Here is a 17,588-nt window from a genome sequence, read left to right as displayed (position 1 = left end):
ATAGTGTACACTATAAAGTAGCAATATACACGATTGCATTACTAAAAAGAATCTAGTGGTTTGTAGGCGGCCTTGCAAACATGTTGTCCGCGTGCATGTGGTAATCAACTGCAAGCGACGGGTCTTTCTGCCTGCCTGTGAGGATGCCGACAACCACATCGTCCTTCTTTATCGTGCCTTCTTTTCGCAGCTTGCGCACGCCTGCCGGCACCGCGCCTGACGCCATTTCGCAGTCAAAGCCGTTCAGGCCGACTATCGACATGCCGTCGCTCATCTCCTTGTCTGTCGCCTGTACGACTATACCGTCGGTGAAATGAAGCGCCCTGAGAGCCTTGACGATGTTGGCCGGCCTTCCTATCTGTATCGCAGTCGCGTGCGTCTTGGGCCTAATTCCGCGCTTGTCAAGGTCTGCGTAATACCTGTCAACCATGCCAAGGTCCGGCCTGCCGTCGTTCCACGATAGCTTTTTGCCCTCAAACATGCCGTTGTAGAGCTCGTACAGCGTGTTTGCGCCCTCGGCATTAACCACCGCGAGCCTCGGAACCTTTTTTATCCAGCCCCATTCGTACAGCTCGATTAGCGCTTTTCCACAGCTGGATGTGTTGCCCAGCGCGCCGCCGGGATACACTATCCAGTCCGGCGGATTCCAGTTCAGATGCTCCATCACTCTGTAGACTATGGTTTTCTGGCCTTCTATCCTGAATGGGTTGACAGAATTTACGGTGTAGCCACCCGTCTCCTTGGCGTTTTTGAGAGAAGTTGCAAGCGCATCGTCAAAGTTGCCCTGCACCTGGATTACCTGCGCACCAAACTGGAACGCCTGGCCGAGCTTGCCCGGCGCGATCTCGCCCTTTGGGATGTAGACGTCGCACTGGATGTCCTCGTTTGCAGCATACATTGCGGCAGAAGCAGAAGTGTTACCGGTCGAGGCGCAGATGATTTTCTTTACCTTGAGCATCTTGGCGTGCGTCACGGCAGTCGACATGCCGTTGTCCTTGAAAGACCCTGACGGGTTATAGCCTTCTGGCTGGAGGAAAAAGCTGCCGTGGTTCATGTCCGCATAATCTGCAGCCTTGCTCATGTTGTACGGTTTTGAGAGCCGGCCTTCTGAGCCGTCTAGCGACACCAGCACGCGTGCACACTCGTTAAAATCTTCAGTATCAATGCCTGCAAAGTTTATCAGGTCACGAAAACGCCAGACGCCTGACTCGTTGTAAATGTTGCCGCCGTGGTTGCGCCTCTGGTAAAACTTTTCAATGAGGTCGCGGCTTGGCCTTGCGCTGTATTGAATGTCAAGAAGCGAGCCGCACGTGCACCTGTAAATGTCATTGTCGATGCCGTATGATTTGCCACAGTCCGGGTTGATGCATTTTTTTATGGCGTGCTCGGCCATTGTGATGTCCGGAATGAGACGTTAGCGCTTGCTATTTAGGTGTTTTTACTTTTTGACGCTCTTCTCGTACATCTTTAAGATCTGCTGTATCACGCCGTCCATGTCGTCCTCGCGGACCTCCGGCGAAGCCGCGTTCTTTAGCAGATTGTTGATGGTGGATGATATCTCAGAGCTGACCTCATCAAAACTGTCCATGTCGCTGTAGCTCTGCTGGTAAAGCCTTCGCAGTTTCATCGCGTACATCTGCGTCTGCTCGTTGAGGCTGATGTTGTAGCTGCGATTGTTTACCTTTATCTTTTCTTTTATCATCCGTATCTGACCGGGGTTACGGGTGTTTAAAATACTTGTCTAATGAGATTAGATGCGCTTTGTCATCAGGTACCTGTCGTGGTCTACAAAGCCGTCGTGTGCGTAAAACCCGATGACTGCGCTGTTGTGCCTTGTCACTTCTAGGTGCAACGCTTTTACCTGCTGCTTTTTTGCCGCTTTTTGCGCGTGTACAAGGACTGCTTTTCCGATGCCTTTTCCGCGGTATTCCTGCAGGATGAAAAACTCGTCAATGAATGCATCGCGTCCACCGAATTCCAGACTGTAGCCAAGCGCAAGCACAAGGTATCCCACGGGTTTTCTGCCGTCAAGCGCTAGAAGCACCGTGCCAAGCCTGCGGTCCTGCAGCAGCCTGCGCATAGCATTTCTGGCCTTTTTCCTGTCAAAATCGTGGTGGTCATAATCATAGTACATTTCCATGAGCGCAAACAGTGCGTCAAGATCGCCTGCACGCGCTGCGCGTATTCTGTACGACAACGTGTATTCCGCCGTGCCCATGTTCAAAACCGTTTCGCTGCGTGAGGTGCACGCGGCATTTGTAACCGCCGTGCCCTGTTACCGCGGTTACAATAGGCGTCGGTACAGCCGTTCTTTTACCCGATTGCCCGCAAAGCATTGCTAGGTGTCATCATAGTCAAGATGTCATTTGGTAACAAATGGGTAAAACCACAAGGAGAAAGCGCAGGACACAAGCTGATCGAAGGCATTAGGCCGCAAGCACCCCTAAAGCCGAGAATCGAAGAAGCACAAAAGAAATTGCAGATGCAGATACAAAAGCTGGACGCGATAAACTCGCGCATCAACGAGAAGGATCAGGTGATCTTCAAGCGCGTCGTCCTTGCCATGCAGAGCCACGATGCTCAGCACGCACGCGTGCTTTCAGGCGAGCTCTCGCAGATCCGCAAGATGGGCAAAATGATAGGCTCTGCAAAACTTGCGCTGGAACAGATCCAGTTGAGACTGAACACCATAACAGAACTTGGCGACGTCGTAGTGACGCTGAGCCCTGCGATGTCTGTGATAAAGGGACTCCAAGGCGGTCTTTCGGGCATGATGCCAGAGGCAGACCAGTCCTTTGCGCAGATCTCAGACCTGCTTGGCAACATCATGACAGACTCGGGACAAATTCCGTCAGGCGAGATAGGCGGATACACTGCGGTCAACGACGACACTGCGAGGATAATGGAGGAGGCAAGCGCAATCGTGGAAATGAACATGAAGAACAAATTCCCCGATCTTCCTTCCACCGGTGGCTCGCAGAGATCCACCGCAGAGGCTTCAGGCTACTAAAAAAAGCCCCCCCCCTCCTTTCTCTTTCTTTTCTTACTCTACTTTTTCCCCGTAGAAATTTTTTGCAGTTGCTTTTTTATTCTCGATATCGTCGGGTAGCTGTAGCCCTTCTCACGGTACGTACGTATCATCGTCTTCCAGTTATTCAGGCGCCATTTTGCCTGGTCGGCGCTAAGAAGGTGCGTCTCCCTCTTGACCATGCTCTTTCGCCCCGGCAAGAGATATCCTCCACTTGCAGCAGTGTAGCGGTTGTACGCAAAACGCAAGCCAAAGAGCACGTCGTCTGCCGGAAGCGAGTTGAGGTAAGTCACAAGTTCCCTTCCCTGTTCCTCTGACAGCTTTATCCGGAAGGCAAATTCACTTGCAGGCATGATTCTTTGTTGCAGACGGGTGTTAATTAACTTTGTTTCTAAACTCGAATTTAGAAATATACTCTAGATTACGCCCGTCTTTCTGCCTGCTTTATCAAAAGCATCAATCGCACTTTCAATGTGCTTCTTTCCGTGCATTGCCGTGAGCGAAACGCGCAGACGGGCCGAGCCCTTCTTCACCGTAGGGTAGCGCACGGCCTGCGCAAATACGCCTTCTTTCAAGAGTTTCTTCGAGAATGCTACTGTCTTTTTCTCGTCGCCTATCATGACAGGGATTATCTGGCTTGACGAGTTGCCGAGGGTGAATCCCTGCTTTTTCAATTGCGTGGAAAACTGCCCAATATTTTCAAACAGCCTTTTTTGCAAGCCGCCTTTTTTTGCCAGCGGAACTGCGGCCGCCGCAGCTGCGCAAAAGTGGTCTGGAAGAGCAGAGGTGTAGATGAACTGCCTTGAGGTGTTGACCAAGAGTTCGCGTATTCTGGCGCTTGTCGCCACGTACCCGCCAAAGCAGCCTAGGCTCTTGCTCATGCTGCTAATGTGCACATCGACCTTGGCACCAAACTTGGCAGGAACTCCTGCAAATTTCGGGCCAAAGATAAAGTCGCCGTGGGCGTCGTCAACCATTGTCAGCGCGTCGTACTTTTCTGCGATCTTGCAAATTTCGCCAACGTCGGCCGAGTCGCCGTCCATGCTAAAAACGCCTTCTGTTATCACGATTTTCCTTCCTGCCGCCTTTGAGACAATGTCCTCCAGGTGCACCATGTCGTTGTGCCCAAACACTTCTATTCTGGCGCCGGAGAGCCTGCAGGCGTCGATGATGCTTGCGTGGTTCAGCTCGTCGCTGAAAATGGTTGTATTCTTGTCGGCAAGCGCCGTGACAGCTCCAAGGTTTGCCGCGTATCCTGTAGGATAGACGAGTGCTGATTCTGTTCCCCTGTGTTTTGCAAGTGTCTCTTCCAGCTTCATGATGGCCGGATCGTTTCCCGCGATTAACCGCGAGCTGCACTGCGATACCTGCCTCAATGCATTGGCCGCTGCCTTTATGACCCTCTTGTCCTGCGACAGGCCAAGGTAGTCGTTTGAGCACAGGTGGATAGCTTTTTTGCCATCAACAGTTGCAAATGGGCCTCTCACACTCACCGTCTTTAGCGAGCGGTACAGGCCATCCCTTTCAAGCGCGAGAAGTTTTTCGTCTACAAAGAGAGTCTTACTTTGCTTTGAGGCCAATCTCTTTGATCATCGTGATGTCCTTGTTGGGCGCGTTGCCACCTGTAGTCAGGTAGCCACCGGTAATGATGCCATTTGCTCCTGCCTTTAGCGCAAGCCTGTCCTTGTCCTTGAGGTGGACCTCTCTTCCGCCTGCTATTTTCAGTATCGTCTTTGGCATAATAAAGCGCCATACCGCTATCGCCTTGATGGCGTCAGTCGGCTCGATGAGGTCTTTGTAGCCAGCAAACGGTGTCCCTTCTCTGCCGATGAGTATGTTCATCGGCACCTCGTCCGGTTCCAGCGAAGCGATTGAAAACGCAAGTTCCAGCCTCTGCCTCGGAGTCTCGCCCATGCCTATTATTCCCCCGCAGCACAATTCCAAGCCGGCTTGCTTTACTATCTTTGCAGTGTTTACGCGGTCTGCAAAGTCGTGGGTAGTGCATATCTTGGAAAAATAACTTTCCGAAGCTTCGAGGTTGTGGTTATAACGCTTTACTCCTAACTCTTTCAGGCGCCTTGCCCTCTCAAGGGTCATAAAGCCAAGCGAGACGTTCACTTCCGTCCCAACCTGCTCTTTTATCGCGGTTATCGTTTCGCAAATCTGCTCAAAGTCCTTTTCCGGAGGCGACCTGTACGCGCAGACGAGGCAGAAATTGGTGGCGCCTCCTGCCTTGGCCATCTCGGCCTGCTCGATTATAGTTTCTTTTGGCAAGAGGGGATACTTGTTGATGCCAGTTTCGTAAAACGTAGACTGGGCGCAAAAACTGCAATCCTCCGGGCACTTGCCCGACTTTGCATTAATCAAGGCTTCAACATCAACGACATCGCCATTGAACTTGCGCGTTATGGTATTGGCGCAGTCTGCAAGGGCCACGACGTCGTCGGTAGCAAGCAGCCTTTCGGCTTCGTCAATTGTTATCTTGCCGCCTGCTAGCACTTTATCCATGCAAGCCTTGATAAAACCCGCGTCTGACATTTTTGAATCGATGTTGTAAACTCGTAATTAAAAGTTTGGTTTACAAGTAGGCCAAAAATGACAATATTTCTAAATTCGAGTTTAGAAATATTATCTAAAGTCATGCTCAAAACTACCTGTCCCTAACTGGCAGGTTTTGGGCGCCTGCAGCAGGGGTTTACAGGCCAGTTTTGATGATTTATTGTCCCCAATGCTTTAGCCCATCCAGAAACTCCTGGCCGTATTTTCTGGCGATCTCTTGTTCCATCTCCCACGTTATTGGACGTTCTTTGAGCGCGTCGGCCACGCCTGCAAAATACCCTTCCAGACCTGCCGGGGATATGACAAGGACCTTGCCGCCTTCGGGGCCTGACTGGTAGTTATGCGGCGTCCCCTTTGGTATAAAGACGAAATCTCCCGCCTTGGCAATGACCGTCTTTTCGCCATACCTGATAGAGTATTTGCCTTTTAGCACATAGTACGCTTCCGGCGCTTTTGGGTGGATATGGAGCGCGGGTCCGACATTTGGCGGATGGGTCATTTCAAGCAGGGTGTAGGCGCCTTCAGACCTTTCGCCGGACACTTTTACCGTTATCTTGGTGCCGCGAAAGTTGATTTGCGTTCCTTTGCCATCCTTCAAAGCATATCCGCCAGCATCGCTTCCCATATGCCCTGTTGCAGTGCGGCGGCCATATTTCTAGGTGCAACCCGTTCGTGTACATCTGGCAACAATTCGGCTTTTCTGGCCTTTCTAGGTGGGGGTTTGGCGCTATTTTTCCGGCAGTTATGCACCTTGCATTTTTTGAAGTTAACAATTTGTTTGTAGAAATAGCCTTTTGGAAGAAAAACCGAAAATCGTCATCGCGGCGGTAGGCCCTAAGCCGTTCAAAAAGGGGTCGTTTTCTAGACCGTGTGAAAATTAGCCCCGTTTTTTTACCCTTGTTTTGCAGGCACTTGCGTACAGGTGGTTTAGAAACTACCATTACCATTTTTGAACGCTTGATTGCACTTTGTTGACTAGCCTGCTGTTAAGCCACGCCGGCAAAAGACAGCCATGAAATACGCGTTTGCCTACCTGCGGGTCAGCACCGAAGAGCAGACCGTCCAGAACCAAAAGCTGGCTCTTGAAAAGTGGGCCCGTGACAACAACTTTCAGATCCTTGACTTTTTCGAAGATTCGGCCGTTTCCGGCAGGGTTCCGGCGGCCCAAAGACGAGGATTCTGCGATCTTGTGGAAATGGTCAAGACCGCGCAGGTTGACGCGGTGCTAGTCTATGAATTATCGCGGGTCGGAAGGACCTTCTGGGATACCCTTGACGCCATCAAGGTGATTGAGCAATACACACCACTGCTGTCGTGCTCGCCCCGCGAGTCGTTTCTGCAGACGACGGAGCCAAGCGTCAGGAAACTGATGATAGGTATACTCACCTGGGTGGCAGAGCGCGAGCGCGAGATGCTCGTCCAGCGCACAAAGGATGGCATGGAGCGCGCAAGGGCTGCCGGCCGCGGGATAGGCAGACCCCAAAAGGTGCTCGACAAGGACCGGCTAATCCTGATGCTTGCGGAGAACCGCTCAAAGGCAAGGATTGCTAGGGAACTGGGAGTTTCCAAGGCGACCCTCTACAAGGAACTGCGCCAAATAGGGCAAAAATAGCTGCTACAGTTTTTCAACCTTTTTTGCCAGTTCTAAGTGGGCGTCCATCATCTTTTCCAGGTCGTTTCTGCCAATCGCAAGAGGTGGGATGACAACCATGATGTTGCCAAGTGCGCGCAGGTGCACGCCCATCGCAAGCGACTCTCTTTCTATAAAGTAGTTAATGCGCTCCTTGTTCTTGAGGTGGCTGATGGGCTTGCCGTTTCGTGCAAGCTCTATCCCTGCCAGCATTCCCTTGTGCCGTACGTCCGCAACGATGCCAATTTCTTCGAATTCGCGCAGCCTCTGCTTGATGTACTGTGCATTTTCTCTGATTTGTTGCATCAAATTGCGTTTTTCGTAAAGTTCAAGGTTTGCAAGTGCAGCGGAGCAGCCCACAGGATGGCCGGTAAACGTGTGGCCATGGTAGAAATGCTTGTTTTTCTCGTAATTGCCGAGAAACGCGTCATAGATCTTTTCCTGCGCCAGCGTGACTGCAAGTGGAAAGTAGCCTGCGGTGAGCGCCTTTCCCATGCAGACAATGTCAGGTTTTGACTTTTGCGCCAGGTACTCGACCATGTTGCCAAGCCTACCAAAGCCGGTCGCGATTTCGTCAAGGATCAAAAGGATGTCGTATTTCTTGCACAATTCTGAAATTTTCTGCTGATAGTTTTTCGGGTATACGACCACGCCTCCTGCTATCTGGGCGCCACTTTCCATGACTAGGCCGGCACATTTTCCGTCCAGCTTTTTCATCGTCTTTTCCGTCTGCTCCAAGCAATGCTCGACCAAGTCTTGCTCGCTTTTGAATTTGCTTCCATAGAGAAGGGGGCTTGGCGCCCTGCTCACCTTGGCCAAGAGCGGCTTGTATGCGCCAAAGAACTGCTCGATGTACCCAACCGACATGGCGCCGACCGTGTCGCCGTGGTATCCTCCCTCAAGCGACACGAACACCTTCTTTTCCGGCTTTCCGCGATTCTGCCAGTACTGAAGCGCCATCTTTAACGCGGCTTCAATCGCAGTCGAGCCGTTGTCCGTGTAAAATACGCGGTCCATGCCTTTTGTCAGTTTTATCAATCGCTCTGCAAGGCGCGCGGATGGCTCGTTTGCAAGGCCAAACAGCGTGGAATGCTGCAGGTGCCCAAGCTGCTCGCGCATTGCCTCGACCACCTTGTTCTGCCCATGGCCCCACACGTTGCACCACATGCTCGCGGTCCCGTCGAGGTATCGCCTGCCCTCATCGTCGACCATGTAAAAGCCCTCGCCCCGCACGATGACTCTGTTGTCCTGCTTTTCCCAGTCCTTCATCTGGGTGTAGGGGTGCCAGACAAAATTCCTGTCGGCGTCTTGTAGGCCAGGATCGCTCATAGGTTAAATGCAACCCCTTGCTCTATCTAATTATTTCCATGCGCGGCGTGTTTGTGACGGGCACCGACACTGGTGTCGGCAAGACCGTTGTTGCGGCCGGCATCGCATGGCTCTTGAGGAAAAGGGGCATAGACGTTGTTGCCATGAAGCCGTTTGCGACGGGCGCAAAATATCATTCAAAGAAATTCAAGTCGGAGGATACTGCCATCCTTGCAGAGGCCGCAGGAACCGTCGAGCCTGACGATGAGCTGAACCCTGTCTTTTTCAGGGTGCCTGCATCTCCACTTATGGCCGCGCAGATCCTGAAGAAAAGCCCTCCGGACGTCCATGGGGCGCTGTTCCCGCTGAAAAAACTGGGGATAAAGCACCAGTTCGTAGTCGTCGAGGGCATCGGGGGCCTGATGGTGCCCCTGACAGAGCGCGAGTTTATCGCGGATTTTATACGGCTTGCAGGCGTGCCCGTGGTGATAGTGACGCACCCGCGCCTTGGCACCCTGAACCACACCCTTCTTACGGTGCGTGCCTGCCGCGAATTCGGCCTTGATGTCCGGGGGATAATTTTCAACATGATGCCAAAAAGGCCGAGTGCCGTGGAAAAGAACGCGCCGCATGTGATACAGAGGCTTGCAGGCGTGCCCGTGCTTGCGGTGCTTCCGGAAATGAAAAATCCCGACTACAAAGAGGTAGGCAGGCTTCTTGGAAAGGCAGGCGTTACAGAAACAGTCCTCGCCTAGCCATGCAGCATTTTTAGGCTGCTGACGCCCTTGCGCGCAAGAAAGGCGTGTATGTCTGAAACTACCGATGAATATTGGAATTTTGCACTGCCAAGATGGTAATTCCTGCCTTTGTAGTCAACCTTTCTTGCAGAAATTATCCACAAGTTTTCAACATTTTTCTGGACAGCCTGCGCCTGCTTTATCCTGACCGTATCTACATTTGTTTTCAAAACCTGTATGACAAGCGCCTTGTCGGGGCTTTTTGCAAGGCTCTTTACAGACGGCACGACCACGTCCAGCTCTGTCCCGTCCACAGTCACTTTTCTTTCTGACGGCAGAAGCGATGCAGTGAGCATAAAATGCAAGAGCGCCTCACACAATGTCCCGAGGGTCTCGTCGTTTGCCTCGTCGCCAAGGTCCTGCGTGCACCTGTCTATTATTTCGGAACAATATTTCCTTGACGATTCAATGTTGGAGCTGACGTCTGCGCGGATCTTTTCCCTGCCTATGCGGTCAATTACTGCATAGAGGACCTCTTTGATGTCCTTGGGCACACCATTGCAAACCCGGGTACGTTTATTAAATCTGATTGCCCTTTAATAATACAAAATGGCCAAGGTCAAGATTGCAATCGGCCTGCTCGTCGCCTCGCTGGTGCTTTTGGTGATATACGGCGCAGATGCTGCAGCCGCCGGCTCTAGCCCGGACCACAGGGGGTTTCTCCCACTTGACGAGTCAGTGAGGGGCGGCGGATTTGGAGGAGGCGCGGTGATAATGTCGATAATCGCTTTTGTCATTGCAAGAAAAGAGCCGTCAAAGGCAGTCATGGCGCTCTTGTTTGTAAATGGCGGCCTGATAATCGCCGGTATGCTTGCCTTAATCGCGCAGGGGGCTCTTGCCTCTGCAAACGCATCGGGCGCGATGCGCACAATCGGGAGCACGATTGGCATGGGCGCAATCCTGGTAGGCCTCGGCGCCTGGAAGGCCGCAAGCGACAGGCGTGTAGCAAGCAAGCCATCGCAGGCTTCAAGGTAATTTTTTGCCAGTCTGCGCGCGCTGCAGCTCTCAGGCCGACAGGACTTACTCTTGCGTGCACACCGAGGACAAGGAAGTGTGCACAGAATGTTATCAAGAGATACACTGGCTTTTGACAGAGTCCGGATAACATTTTATACGATTATACAGGAATTCTGGGACATGAAAGCAGTAATACTTGCGGGTGGCTTTGGCAAGCGCCTGAAACCATTGACAGACCAGATACCAAAGCCCATGATAGAGGTATCAAACCTCCCGATAATCGAGTGGCAGATAAAGTGGCTGGCCGGAAACGGCATAAAGGAGTTCATAATCTGCGTAGGATACCTGAAGGAGCAGATAATAAACCACATTGGAAGCGGAAGCAGGCTCGGAGTCAAGGTCGGCTACGCCGTTGAGGAAGAGCCGCTAGGCACCGGCGGCGCGCTCAAGAACGCGGAGGGTCTTCTTTCAGGCCAGAGCGAGTTTTTCATGCTAAACGGCGACATACTTTCAAACCTCGATCCTTCAAAATTGCGCGACGGCGGGTCGGCGCACGCGCTTGCACTCGTGCCCTTGCGCAGCCCATACGGCGTGGTCGAGGTGGACAAGTCGAACAAGGTGCTCGGTTTTGTGGAAAAGCCCCGGATAAAGGACAGGTGGATAAATGCAGGCGTCTACCATTTCACGAACGAAGTGTTTTCGTACCTGCCTGAAAATGGCAACATAGAGATGACCGCCCTGCCTGCGCTGGCAAAGGAAGGAAAGCTCCGGGCAACCACCTACGACAGCGTCTTTTGGCGCTCCATCGACTCGCACAAGGATATCGAGGAAGCGACAAAGGAAATGCAGGCTGCGCACATCTCATGATGAAAGTTGGGTACAGTCTCGGGCCACTCCTTTCTATGGAGGACGTGCTCCGGTGCGCAAGCCTTGCGGACAGGCAAAAAAATGTGGATTCGATATGGGTCCCAGAGTCGTGGGGCCGAGAGTCTTTTGCCACGCTTGGTGCAGTGGTACAGGCCACAAAAAAAGTCAGGCTTGGTACATCGATTGTTAGCATTTTTTCAAGGACTCCTGCCACGATAGCGATGGGCGCAGCCACGCTTGACATGATTTCAGGCAACAGAACAGTCATCGGCCTTGGCACGAGCACGGAGGCCATAGTCGAGAACTGGCATGGAGTGGAATTTGTAAAGCCTGCATCTCGGATGAAAGAGTATGTCGAGTGCATCCGGCTGATGACGTCTGGCGAGCGGGTCAACTATTCCGGCGAGTTTTTCAAGATAAACAACTTCAAGATGCTGAATACGCCCTTCAGAAAGCACATTCCAATTTTCCTTGCGGCAGTCAACAGGCGTATGCTTGCGCTTGCCGCAGAAAAGGCAGATGGCGTGCTCCTTTACATGCGCCCGCTTGAAGAGCTGAAAGCAACGGTGCCGGAACTGAGAGCAAGAGCTACAGCAGCAGGCAATTTCGAGGTCGCGCTTTCGCTCATCTGCGCCGTGTCGGATAAAGAGCCGGAAAAAGCCCGGGCGCGTGCGGCAAAGACCCTCGCATTCTACGTTGCAGTCGGAAAGTACTATAGCAGGTTCCTTGCAGAGAACGGCTACCGCGACGAGGTCGAGCGCATTTCAGCCGAGTACCAAAAGAACGGCGGCGACGCGGCTGCAGGGCAGGTCTCACTAAAGATGCTAGAGGAGCTGACGGTCTGTGGCACAAAAGAGGAATGCAGAAAGGCGCTTTCCAGGTTTTCCGACTCGGGAGTCACCCTGCCGATATTGCAGTTCAATCCTGTACAGGACGCAGAAAGTTCATTTAGGGAACTGTTGTCAACCTTTTAAAGTGGGCAGGGTAGCTATCTCGGCTGCGGCAACCTCGAAATTCACAAAGGCGACAGAAAGATCGATTTTTGACATCGCCTGCGAGCCCTGCGTCGAGATTCTGAAAAGCTATGGCAAGAGCGTCGATGCCGTACTCTTCTCCACGTGTGCTACAGAGCAATACGGCTCGACTATAGTCTCTGAAATGCTCGGGGTAACGCCCAAGATGTCGCAGCGGGTTGACAACCTCTGCAATTCCGGGACGAACGCGATTGCCACTGCGTATTCGCTGATTGCGTCTGGCCTGTGCGACTCGGCGCTTGTGGTAGGCGCAGAAAAGGCTCGCAGCGAGGGAAACAGGCTCGTCTGGGACGTCACCCGAGGCTCGTTCAACTTTCCAGTACACTGGGCGTCGATGTTTGCCCGCTCGCACATGAGGTGCTTTGGGACAACTGAAGAACAGATGGCCCATGTGTCAGTCAAGAACCACAGAAACGCCGCAGAAAACAAGAACGCGCTCTTTCAAAAGCCCGTGACTCTAAAAGAGGTGATGGAATCGAAAATGATAGCCGAGCCGGTAAAGCTCCTCGACTGCTCGGCGCCGTGCGACGGCGCCTCGGCCGTGCTCCTGCTCTCAGAGCAAAGGGCGAAAAAAACTGAAAACCCGGTATGGATAAAGGGAATCGGCCAGCAGACAGCCGGTGCCAGCTTTGCAAGCATGGACGACTTGACGACACTCGAAACAGCCAAGAGGGCTGCGCGCGACGCGTACAAGATGGCCGGGATAAAGCCGTCGCAGGTGGATGTCGCCGAGCTGCACGACGCGTTTACAATTCTTGAGATAATGGCGTACGAGGATCTAGGCTTTGCGCAAAAGGGAAAAGGAGGCAAGTTCGTTGAACAGCAGGAAATCGCGATAAACCTACGGGGCGGGATACTCGGCTGCGGCCACCCAGTGGGAGCCACTGGCGTGGCGCAGGTCGCCGAGATAACGCTGCAACTGTCCGGCAGGGCGGGAAAAAGGCAAGTGCAAGGCTGCAAGACCGGCCTCGTGCACAACCTTGCTGCCGCCGGCTCGTCGGCGACGGTGATGGTGCTTGGCGCTTAACTTTATTGACTATCTGAAAAAGGGCGAGTTCTTGGTGCCAATGTGCACGAAATGTGGGAAAAGGGCCTGGCCGCCGTCGCCTTCCTGTCCGGAATGCTTTGGCAAGGCTGTGCTGAAAAAAGTGGACAAGACAGGCATTCTGGTCGAGTTTGCGACTTCGCACGTTCGTGGACACGAAGGGGTTTTTGGCATTATAGAAATGAATGGCTTTAGGCTCGTAGGCTCATTTGACGGCGACAAAAAGCTGTGCAATGGAATGAAGGTCAGGATGGACAAATGCGGCGTGAACGCAGAAGGCGCGCCGTTCTACCACTTTGTCCCAAAATGAATGCTTATTAATGATTGAGAGAGAACCGGAGCAGGCTCATGAGTTACGACAGGTTTGTTGACGAGAGGGTCCTGACAAGCAGGGACGCCCTCAACCGCTTTCAGATCAAGATAAAGCTCGTTGAAATCGACGAAGGCGCAAGGGACTTTTCCCGGCGCTTTGGCAACAGGGTCCTAGTCAGAAAGATTCTGCTCACGATAAAGCACACCGAGACACAGGAAGTGGAGGAAAGGGAGCTCAACGTCGAGGAAGTTGAAAAGAGGATGAAAAAAGAGCGCCTTTTCAGTTCCACGAACAGGTGGGTCGCATCGACCGACATCAAGAACGGGTACGTGGTGGCAAGCAAGCATCTCGACCTCCTTGCCGACGCGATAGCGCTCGATATTGTCCCGCTTGGATAAAATACCAATATTTCAAAACTCGAATTATGAAATAGGGCGCTTTATCCACACTCTTAACGTTTCTATCCAAAAGGCGACGGCGCCAGCCACCGCAAAGCCTATCGCAAAGACGTCCAGGTTGTTAACGTTCAGGACGACGTACGCGATTAGCATCGTCGTGAAAAATGCCGCAAAGAATGATAGCCGGGGAACAGCAATCCCGCCGACGTTGACAAATGCCTGCAGCACACCGACCTGCACCTTTTGGATTATGTAATATCGGCCGTACTCGTCCTGTCCTACGAGCGCCAGCTGCACGAGCTTGTCAATATGGTAGTTGGCCACGCTGGGGCTTGAAAAGTCAAGGTCGCGCTGCACTTCGCGCACTCCCACAGGCTCTTTTCTCTTTATCATGTACATGTACACCTGCAGTGTCTTTCCCTTTAGCTGCTCCTCTATTTTGTCGCTGCCGCCGGCCTGCTCGTTATCTTTGGACAACTCGGGTGTTCACGTAATGTTGACGTGAAGCTATTCTGAAATGCTATAAAGCTATCGTAGAGAAATTATACATGGCGCCGCTGACCAGACTCGAACTGGTGACCCACTGGTTAACAGCCAGTTAAGCTCCGAAGCACAATATTGCGCTTTGAATTTGCTCTACCATGCTGAGCTACAGCGGCGCAAGTATACGCAAATTCCATGCACAAAATAAATGTTTAGAATTTTGCTTTGCAAACAAAAAATGTGATATGACAGGACAAACGTTACGACAAGAGCACTTTGCAAAAATTGCGGTAGAAAAGGGGAGGGAAAAACCTCACATGCCTTCTTCGCGGGCGTAGACGTACAGCCCGTCGAGGAAGACACGCTGGTCCTTGTCCTTTATCTTGGTTGACTGCTCGATGTTTGCGGCAGTCTGCGACACGTCTTCAAGGCTCGGACCCTTTACGACGACGTCTTCGCCTTGGACCTCGACTTTGGTCGCGTCGCCCTGGATCTTGGCAGTGCGGGCAGAGCGCTCGCCGAAAAAGTTCTCCACGTGGACCTCTTTGCCCTTTACCTTTACTGCGATTGGAAAGTGCGCAAATATTATCTTGACCTTGTACGTGTAGCCTTTTTCGACGCCTTTTACCATGCTAGTCACGATGCTCTTTGCTGTGTTGGCCACTGCAAGGTCGCGCTTTCTCGTGCCGTACGGCTTTATCATTACCTTGTTGCCCTCAACCGTCACCGTGGCAGGAAGTTTCAAAAAGTCCTTCTTGATAGTACCCAGCTTGCCCTTGACTGTGAGGAAGCTTCCTTCCTTTGTTACCTTGACGCTTGCTGGTATGGCGACTTCTGCCATTATTGCCGCTGGCTGCTCAGTAGACGTAGCCAACTAGAACTCCTCCTAATCCCTGCTCCTGCGCCTCGTGGTGGGACATGATGCCCTTGCTGGTCGAGACTAGCAGTATGCCCATGCTGTATGCCGGCAAAAACTGTCTCTCCCAGTCAAAGTACGCGTCTTTTTTCACGGAAAAGCGCGGGGTGATAATGCCACATTTGTTTATCTTGGCCAGTAGCTGTATGCGGAACTTGCCTGCCCTGCCGTCGTCCACCTGCTCAAATTCGCCGATGTAGCGGTGCTTTTGCATCACGCGGAGCACCTCGCTTGCGAATTTGGACGACGGAAGCACGATGCATTCTCTCTTTCTCCGGGTCTCGTTGTTGTAGATGGTAGTGAACATGTTTGACAGGACGTTTAGTGCTGGCATCTCTCTCTACTACACCTACTCGAATTTCTTGAATCCCAGGCTTTCAGCCACTTCCCTGAAGCACTGTCTGCAAAGCATCAGGTTGTATTTTCTGATAAGTCCGTTATATGAACCGCACCTTTTGCACCAGCGCACTCCTCTTCCATGCGCAAGCTGCTTGCGGCCCGTTGTCGCGTATTCTCTTGGTTTAGGCATTTTGATTACTGTACCTCCGCTCCGTACTGTTCCTTAAAGTAGGCAACGGCGTCCTCTTTGGTTATCCTGTGACTCTTGCCTATCTTGGCGCGTTTTCTGCTCTTGCGAGCAATCCTGTATCCTGGCCTCACGAGGACGATGTTTACGTCCATTCCAAAGATGCCGATCTCTGGGTTGTATTTTGTGCCGGGGATGTCGATGTGCTCGTGGATACCAATTGAAAGGTTGCCGAAATTGTCAAACGAGGATTCTTTTAGCACGTTCTTTTTTGCTGCAACGACGCGCTTTAGGAATTCAACTGCTTCTTCGCGTCTGAGAGTTACCATGGCGCCTATCGGCTCGCCCTGGTGGATGCCAAAGTCGCGCACAGTCTTTCTTGCACCCCTTATCGCAGGCTGGTGGCCCGTCAATTCGGTGAGCGCTTTTTTTGCTTTTTCCATCGGCTCGCCGGACTTGCCGACGCCGATGTTGATGACCACCTTGTCGACGACAATCCTCTTCATGCTACTGCTTTCCATAACTTGGCTCATTCTATCAGTTCACCTTTATCACTGGCTTGTCCTTGCCAACTACCATGACCATTTCCACCGGAAGCTCTACCGTCCTGTCGTCGACTGAGACGAACGCGCGGGTTGGAAGCGAGAAAAGCCCTTCACGAAAGTCCTCTATCTTGCCTACCTTGCCAGCGTTCTCGCCCGTGATGATGAGTGCCGTCGCGCCCTTCTCTAGCTTGATGTGGTCCTTTACCTTTGCACCGGGAAGCTCGAGCAGGCACGTGTCGCCGACCTTCATCTTGGCGTCGGTGATGAGCGTCTTGCCGTCGTGGAAGCCGTACTGCAGTTTCTTGCCCTTGGTCGTGACCTTGCTTGTTATCTTGGCTAGTTTCACTGCCTTTTCCGCGTCCTCGACTGCCACTGGCGCGAGCAGTTCCGAGTCCTTGGGGACGAGGCGGTACGCTTGGCCGTTTGCAAGCTCTACCACATCCATTAGGCCGACTGCGAGGTTCGGGTCGCGCCTTACAATGCCGTCGACTTTGACCTTGCCTTCATTGAGTATCAGTTGCGATTCTTTGGCTGTGTGTGTCACCTTGACTGCGTCGCGCAGGACCATGCCGAGCGGGTATGCGCTATTTTTCGGGTGCGGTCCCGGCTTGACCCTCATGACGAACTGGCTTTCCTTCCTTCTGATGTTCCAGAAGGTCGGCGCCATCTGTCTCTTTACTCTAGTTGCTCCACCTTTCTTTCCCATTAGCTAGTCTCCTCCTCTTTTTTTGCTGATGTCGTCTTCTTTTTCTTTGGCGCTTTTGGCTTCTTTTTTGTTGCCTTTGCAGCCTTTGGCTTTGCTTCGGCTTTTGGTTTTGCCTCTTCCTTCTTTGGCGCCGCCTGCTGCTTTTGGCCGCTGAGCATCGCCGTCCTGTACTTGTCGTCCGTCTTTAGTCCAGTAATCATTACCTTTGAAGCGTGGATAGGGACCTTGACCTGGCCTCCGCGCACCTTTTCGCGCTGTATGCCTTCAATTTCGAGGGTGCCTTCAATGGTGTTGACCTTGTCGACCTTGCCCTCTACTCCCTTGTATTCACCACGCATGACCTTGACCGAGTCGCCCTTGATGACGCGCGCGCTGCGCCTCTTGTACTGCTGGCGCAGGTTATCAGACAAGGTAGCGCCGACCATGTTGTCGCGCTGGTGCTTTGGAACGTGCAAGAGTTTTGGATGTATTGCCAT

25 protein-coding genes and 1 tRNA gene are annotated in these 17,588 nt (G+C 52.5%); 9 read left to right on the top strand and 17 right to left on the bottom strand.

The window, feature by feature from the left end:
* Positions 1–52: 52 nt before the first annotated feature.
* From ACYOR7_RS05480 to ACYOR7_RS05470, 3 genes are read right to left on the bottom strand one after another with little or no spacing between them, the layout of a single operon-like run.
* Positions 53–1,393 (bottom strand): threonine synthase, encoded by a 1,341-nt coding sequence (locus ACYOR7_RS05480; RefSeq protein WP_294805242.1) that lies wholly within the window; start codon positions 1,391–1,393, stop codon positions 53–55.
* 45 nt (positions 1,394–1,438) lie between these two features.
* Positions 1,439–1,702, bottom strand: a complete 264-nt coding sequence (locus ACYOR7_RS05475) for a hypothetical protein (protein WP_294805240.1) — start codon at positions 1,700–1,702, stop codon at positions 1,439–1,441.
* A gap of 48 nt (positions 1,703–1,750) precedes the next feature.
* Positions 1,751–2,218 carry a GNAT family N-acetyltransferase gene (locus ACYOR7_RS05470; RefSeq protein WP_294805238.1) on the bottom strand — a complete coding sequence of 156 codons (468 nt, stop codon included), beginning with the start codon at positions 2,216–2,218 and terminating at the stop codon, positions 1,751–1,753.
* 141 nt (positions 2,219–2,359) lie between these two features.
* Between ACYOR7_RS05470 and ACYOR7_RS05465 the strand changes: the two genes are divergently transcribed.
* Complete coding sequence (locus tag ACYOR7_RS05465) at positions 2,360–3,010, top strand: Snf7 family protein (protein WP_294805236.1); 651 nt, start codon at positions 2,360–2,362, stop codon at positions 3,008–3,010.
* 38 nt (positions 3,011–3,048) lie between these two features.
* Here the strand turns inward: ACYOR7_RS05465 and ACYOR7_RS05460 are convergent, their stop codons facing one another.
* From ACYOR7_RS05460 to ACYOR7_RS05445, 4 genes are all read right to left on the bottom strand, one after another.
* Entirely contained in the window at positions 3,049–3,381 is a 333-nt protein-coding gene (locus tag ACYOR7_RS05460; protein WP_479913338.1) for a hypothetical protein, read from the bottom strand.
* 63 nt (positions 3,382–3,444) lie between these two features.
* A complete protein-coding gene (locus ACYOR7_RS05455) occupies positions 3,445–4,608 on the bottom strand; it encodes an aminotransferase class I/II-fold pyridoxal phosphate-dependent enzyme (protein WP_479913337.1) in 1,164 nt (387 codons plus the stop codon).
* A complete protein-coding gene (bioB, locus tag ACYOR7_RS05450) occupies positions 4,589–5,566 on the bottom strand; it encodes a biotin synthase BioB (RefSeq protein WP_294805230.1) in 978 nt (325 codons plus the stop codon). The genes ACYOR7_RS05455 and bioB overlap by 20 nt, the downstream gene beginning before the upstream one ends.
* Positions 5,567–5,744: 178 nt before the next feature.
* Complete coding sequence (locus tag ACYOR7_RS05445) at positions 5,745–6,212, bottom strand: cupin domain-containing protein (RefSeq protein WP_294805228.1); 468 nt, start codon at positions 6,210–6,212, stop codon at positions 5,745–5,747.
* A 387-nt stretch (positions 6,213–6,599) separates the two neighbouring features.
* Between ACYOR7_RS05445 and ACYOR7_RS05440 the strand changes: the two genes are divergently transcribed.
* Positions 6,600–7,199 carry a recombinase family protein gene (locus tag ACYOR7_RS05440; RefSeq protein ID WP_479913336.1) on the top strand — a complete coding sequence of 200 codons (600 nt, stop codon included), beginning with the start codon at positions 6,600–6,602 and terminating at the stop codon, positions 7,197–7,199.
* Between the two features lie 3 nt (positions 7,200–7,202).
* Here the strand turns inward: ACYOR7_RS05440 and bioA are convergent, their stop codons facing one another.
* A complete protein-coding gene (bioA, locus tag ACYOR7_RS05435; RefSeq protein ID WP_479913335.1) occupies positions 7,203–8,546 on the bottom strand; it encodes an adenosylmethionine--8-amino-7-oxononanoate transaminase in 1,344 nt (447 codons plus the stop codon).
* Positions 8,547–8,584: 38 nt separating this feature from the next.
* On the opposite strand from bioA, the gene bioD reads away from it, so the two are divergent.
* Positions 8,585–9,280 carry a dethiobiotin synthase gene (gene bioD, locus ACYOR7_RS05430; RefSeq protein WP_294805223.1) on the top strand — a complete coding sequence of 232 codons (696 nt, stop codon included), beginning with the start codon at positions 8,585–8,587 and terminating at the stop codon, positions 9,278–9,280.
* Here bioD and ACYOR7_RS05425 read toward each other — a convergent pair.
* The gene (locus tag ACYOR7_RS05425) at positions 9,277–9,816 is read right to left on the bottom strand and encodes a hypothetical protein (RefSeq protein ID WP_294805221.1); all 540 of its coding nucleotides are present in this window, start codon (positions 9,814–9,816) and stop codon (positions 9,277–9,279) included. The two genes, bioD and ACYOR7_RS05425, sit on opposite strands and share 4 nt — an antisense overlap.
* A 55-nt stretch (positions 9,817–9,871) precedes the next feature.
* On the opposite strand from ACYOR7_RS05425, the gene ACYOR7_RS05420 reads away from it, so the two are divergent.
* From ACYOR7_RS05420 to ACYOR7_RS05395, 6 genes are all read left to right on the top strand, one after another.
* A complete protein-coding gene (locus tag ACYOR7_RS05420) occupies positions 9,872–10,297 on the top strand; it encodes a hypothetical protein (RefSeq protein WP_294805219.1) in 426 nt (141 codons plus the stop codon).
* A gap of 162 nt (positions 10,298–10,459) precedes the next feature.
* Positions 10,460–11,146 (top strand): nucleotidyltransferase family protein, encoded by a 687-nt coding sequence (locus ACYOR7_RS05415; RefSeq protein ID WP_294805217.1) that lies wholly within the window; start codon positions 10,460–10,462, stop codon positions 11,144–11,146.
* Positions 11,143–12,120, top strand: a complete 978-nt coding sequence (locus ACYOR7_RS05410; protein WP_479913334.1) for an LLM class flavin-dependent oxidoreductase — start codon at positions 11,143–11,145, stop codon at positions 12,118–12,120. The genes ACYOR7_RS05415 and ACYOR7_RS05410 overlap by 4 nt, the downstream gene beginning before the upstream one ends.
* A gap of 1 nt (position 12,121) precedes the next feature.
* Entirely contained in the window at positions 12,122–13,207 is a 1,086-nt protein-coding gene (locus ACYOR7_RS05405; protein ID WP_479913333.1) for a thiolase family protein, read from the top strand.
* Positions 13,197–13,535, top strand: a complete 339-nt coding sequence (locus ACYOR7_RS05400; protein ID WP_294805211.1) for a Zn-ribbon domain-containing OB-fold protein — start codon at positions 13,197–13,199, stop codon at positions 13,533–13,535. Before ACYOR7_RS05405 ends, ACYOR7_RS05400 begins: the two co-directional genes overlap by 11 nt.
* 38 nt (positions 13,536–13,573) lie before the next feature.
* Positions 13,574–13,936, top strand: coding sequence for a hypothetical protein (locus ACYOR7_RS05395; RefSeq protein WP_294805209.1), 363 nt, complete (start codon positions 13,574–13,576; stop codon positions 13,934–13,936).
* Between the two features lie 24 nt (positions 13,937–13,960).
* On the opposite strand, the gene ACYOR7_RS05390 is transcribed toward ACYOR7_RS05395, so the two are convergent.
* From ACYOR7_RS05390 to rplX, 8 genes are all read right to left on the bottom strand, one after another.
* On the bottom strand, positions 13,961–14,413 hold the full coding sequence (locus ACYOR7_RS05390) for a hypothetical protein (protein WP_294805207.1): 453 nt from the start codon (positions 14,411–14,413) through the stop codon (positions 13,961–13,963).
* Positions 14,414–14,485: 72 nt separating this feature from the next.
* Positions 14,486–14,595: transfer RNA gene (locus ACYOR7_RS05385), tRNA-Asn, on the bottom strand.
* A gap of 137 nt (positions 14,596–14,732) precedes the next feature.
* Positions 14,733–15,293 carry a 50S ribosomal protein L6 gene (locus ACYOR7_RS05380; RefSeq protein WP_479913332.1) on the bottom strand — a complete coding sequence of 187 codons (561 nt, stop codon included), beginning with the start codon at positions 15,291–15,293 and terminating at the stop codon, positions 14,733–14,735.
* Positions 15,277–15,669, bottom strand: a complete 393-nt coding sequence (locus tag ACYOR7_RS05375; protein ID WP_294805203.1) for a 30S ribosomal protein S8 — start codon at positions 15,667–15,669, stop codon at positions 15,277–15,279. Before ACYOR7_RS05375 ends, ACYOR7_RS05380 begins: the two co-directional genes overlap by 17 nt.
* Positions 15,670–15,684: 15 nt before the next feature.
* A complete protein-coding gene (locus ACYOR7_RS05370) occupies positions 15,685–15,864 on the bottom strand; it encodes a 30S ribosomal protein S14 (protein WP_075053861.1) in 180 nt (59 codons plus the stop codon).
* A 5-nt stretch (positions 15,865–15,869) separates the two neighbouring features.
* Complete coding sequence (locus tag ACYOR7_RS05365) at positions 15,870–16,394, bottom strand: 50S ribosomal protein L5 (RefSeq protein ID WP_479913331.1); 525 nt, start codon at positions 16,392–16,394, stop codon at positions 15,870–15,872.
* Between the two features lie 4 nt (positions 16,395–16,398).
* The gene (locus ACYOR7_RS05360) at positions 16,399–17,112 is read right to left on the bottom strand and encodes a 30S ribosomal protein S4e (protein WP_294805198.1); all 714 of its coding nucleotides are present in this window, start codon (positions 17,110–17,112) and stop codon (positions 16,399–16,401) included.
* Complete coding sequence (gene rplX, locus ACYOR7_RS05355; protein ID WP_294805196.1) at positions 17,112–17,588, bottom strand: 50S ribosomal protein L24; 477 nt, start codon at positions 17,586–17,588, stop codon at positions 17,112–17,114. Before rplX ends, ACYOR7_RS05360 begins: the two co-directional genes overlap by 1 nt.

The organism is Candidatus Nitrososphaera sp. 86-2 (genome assembly GCF_056726185.1).
Note: the sequence above shows the minus strand (reverse complement) of the source record. Positions and strands in the feature narration are given on the sequence as shown.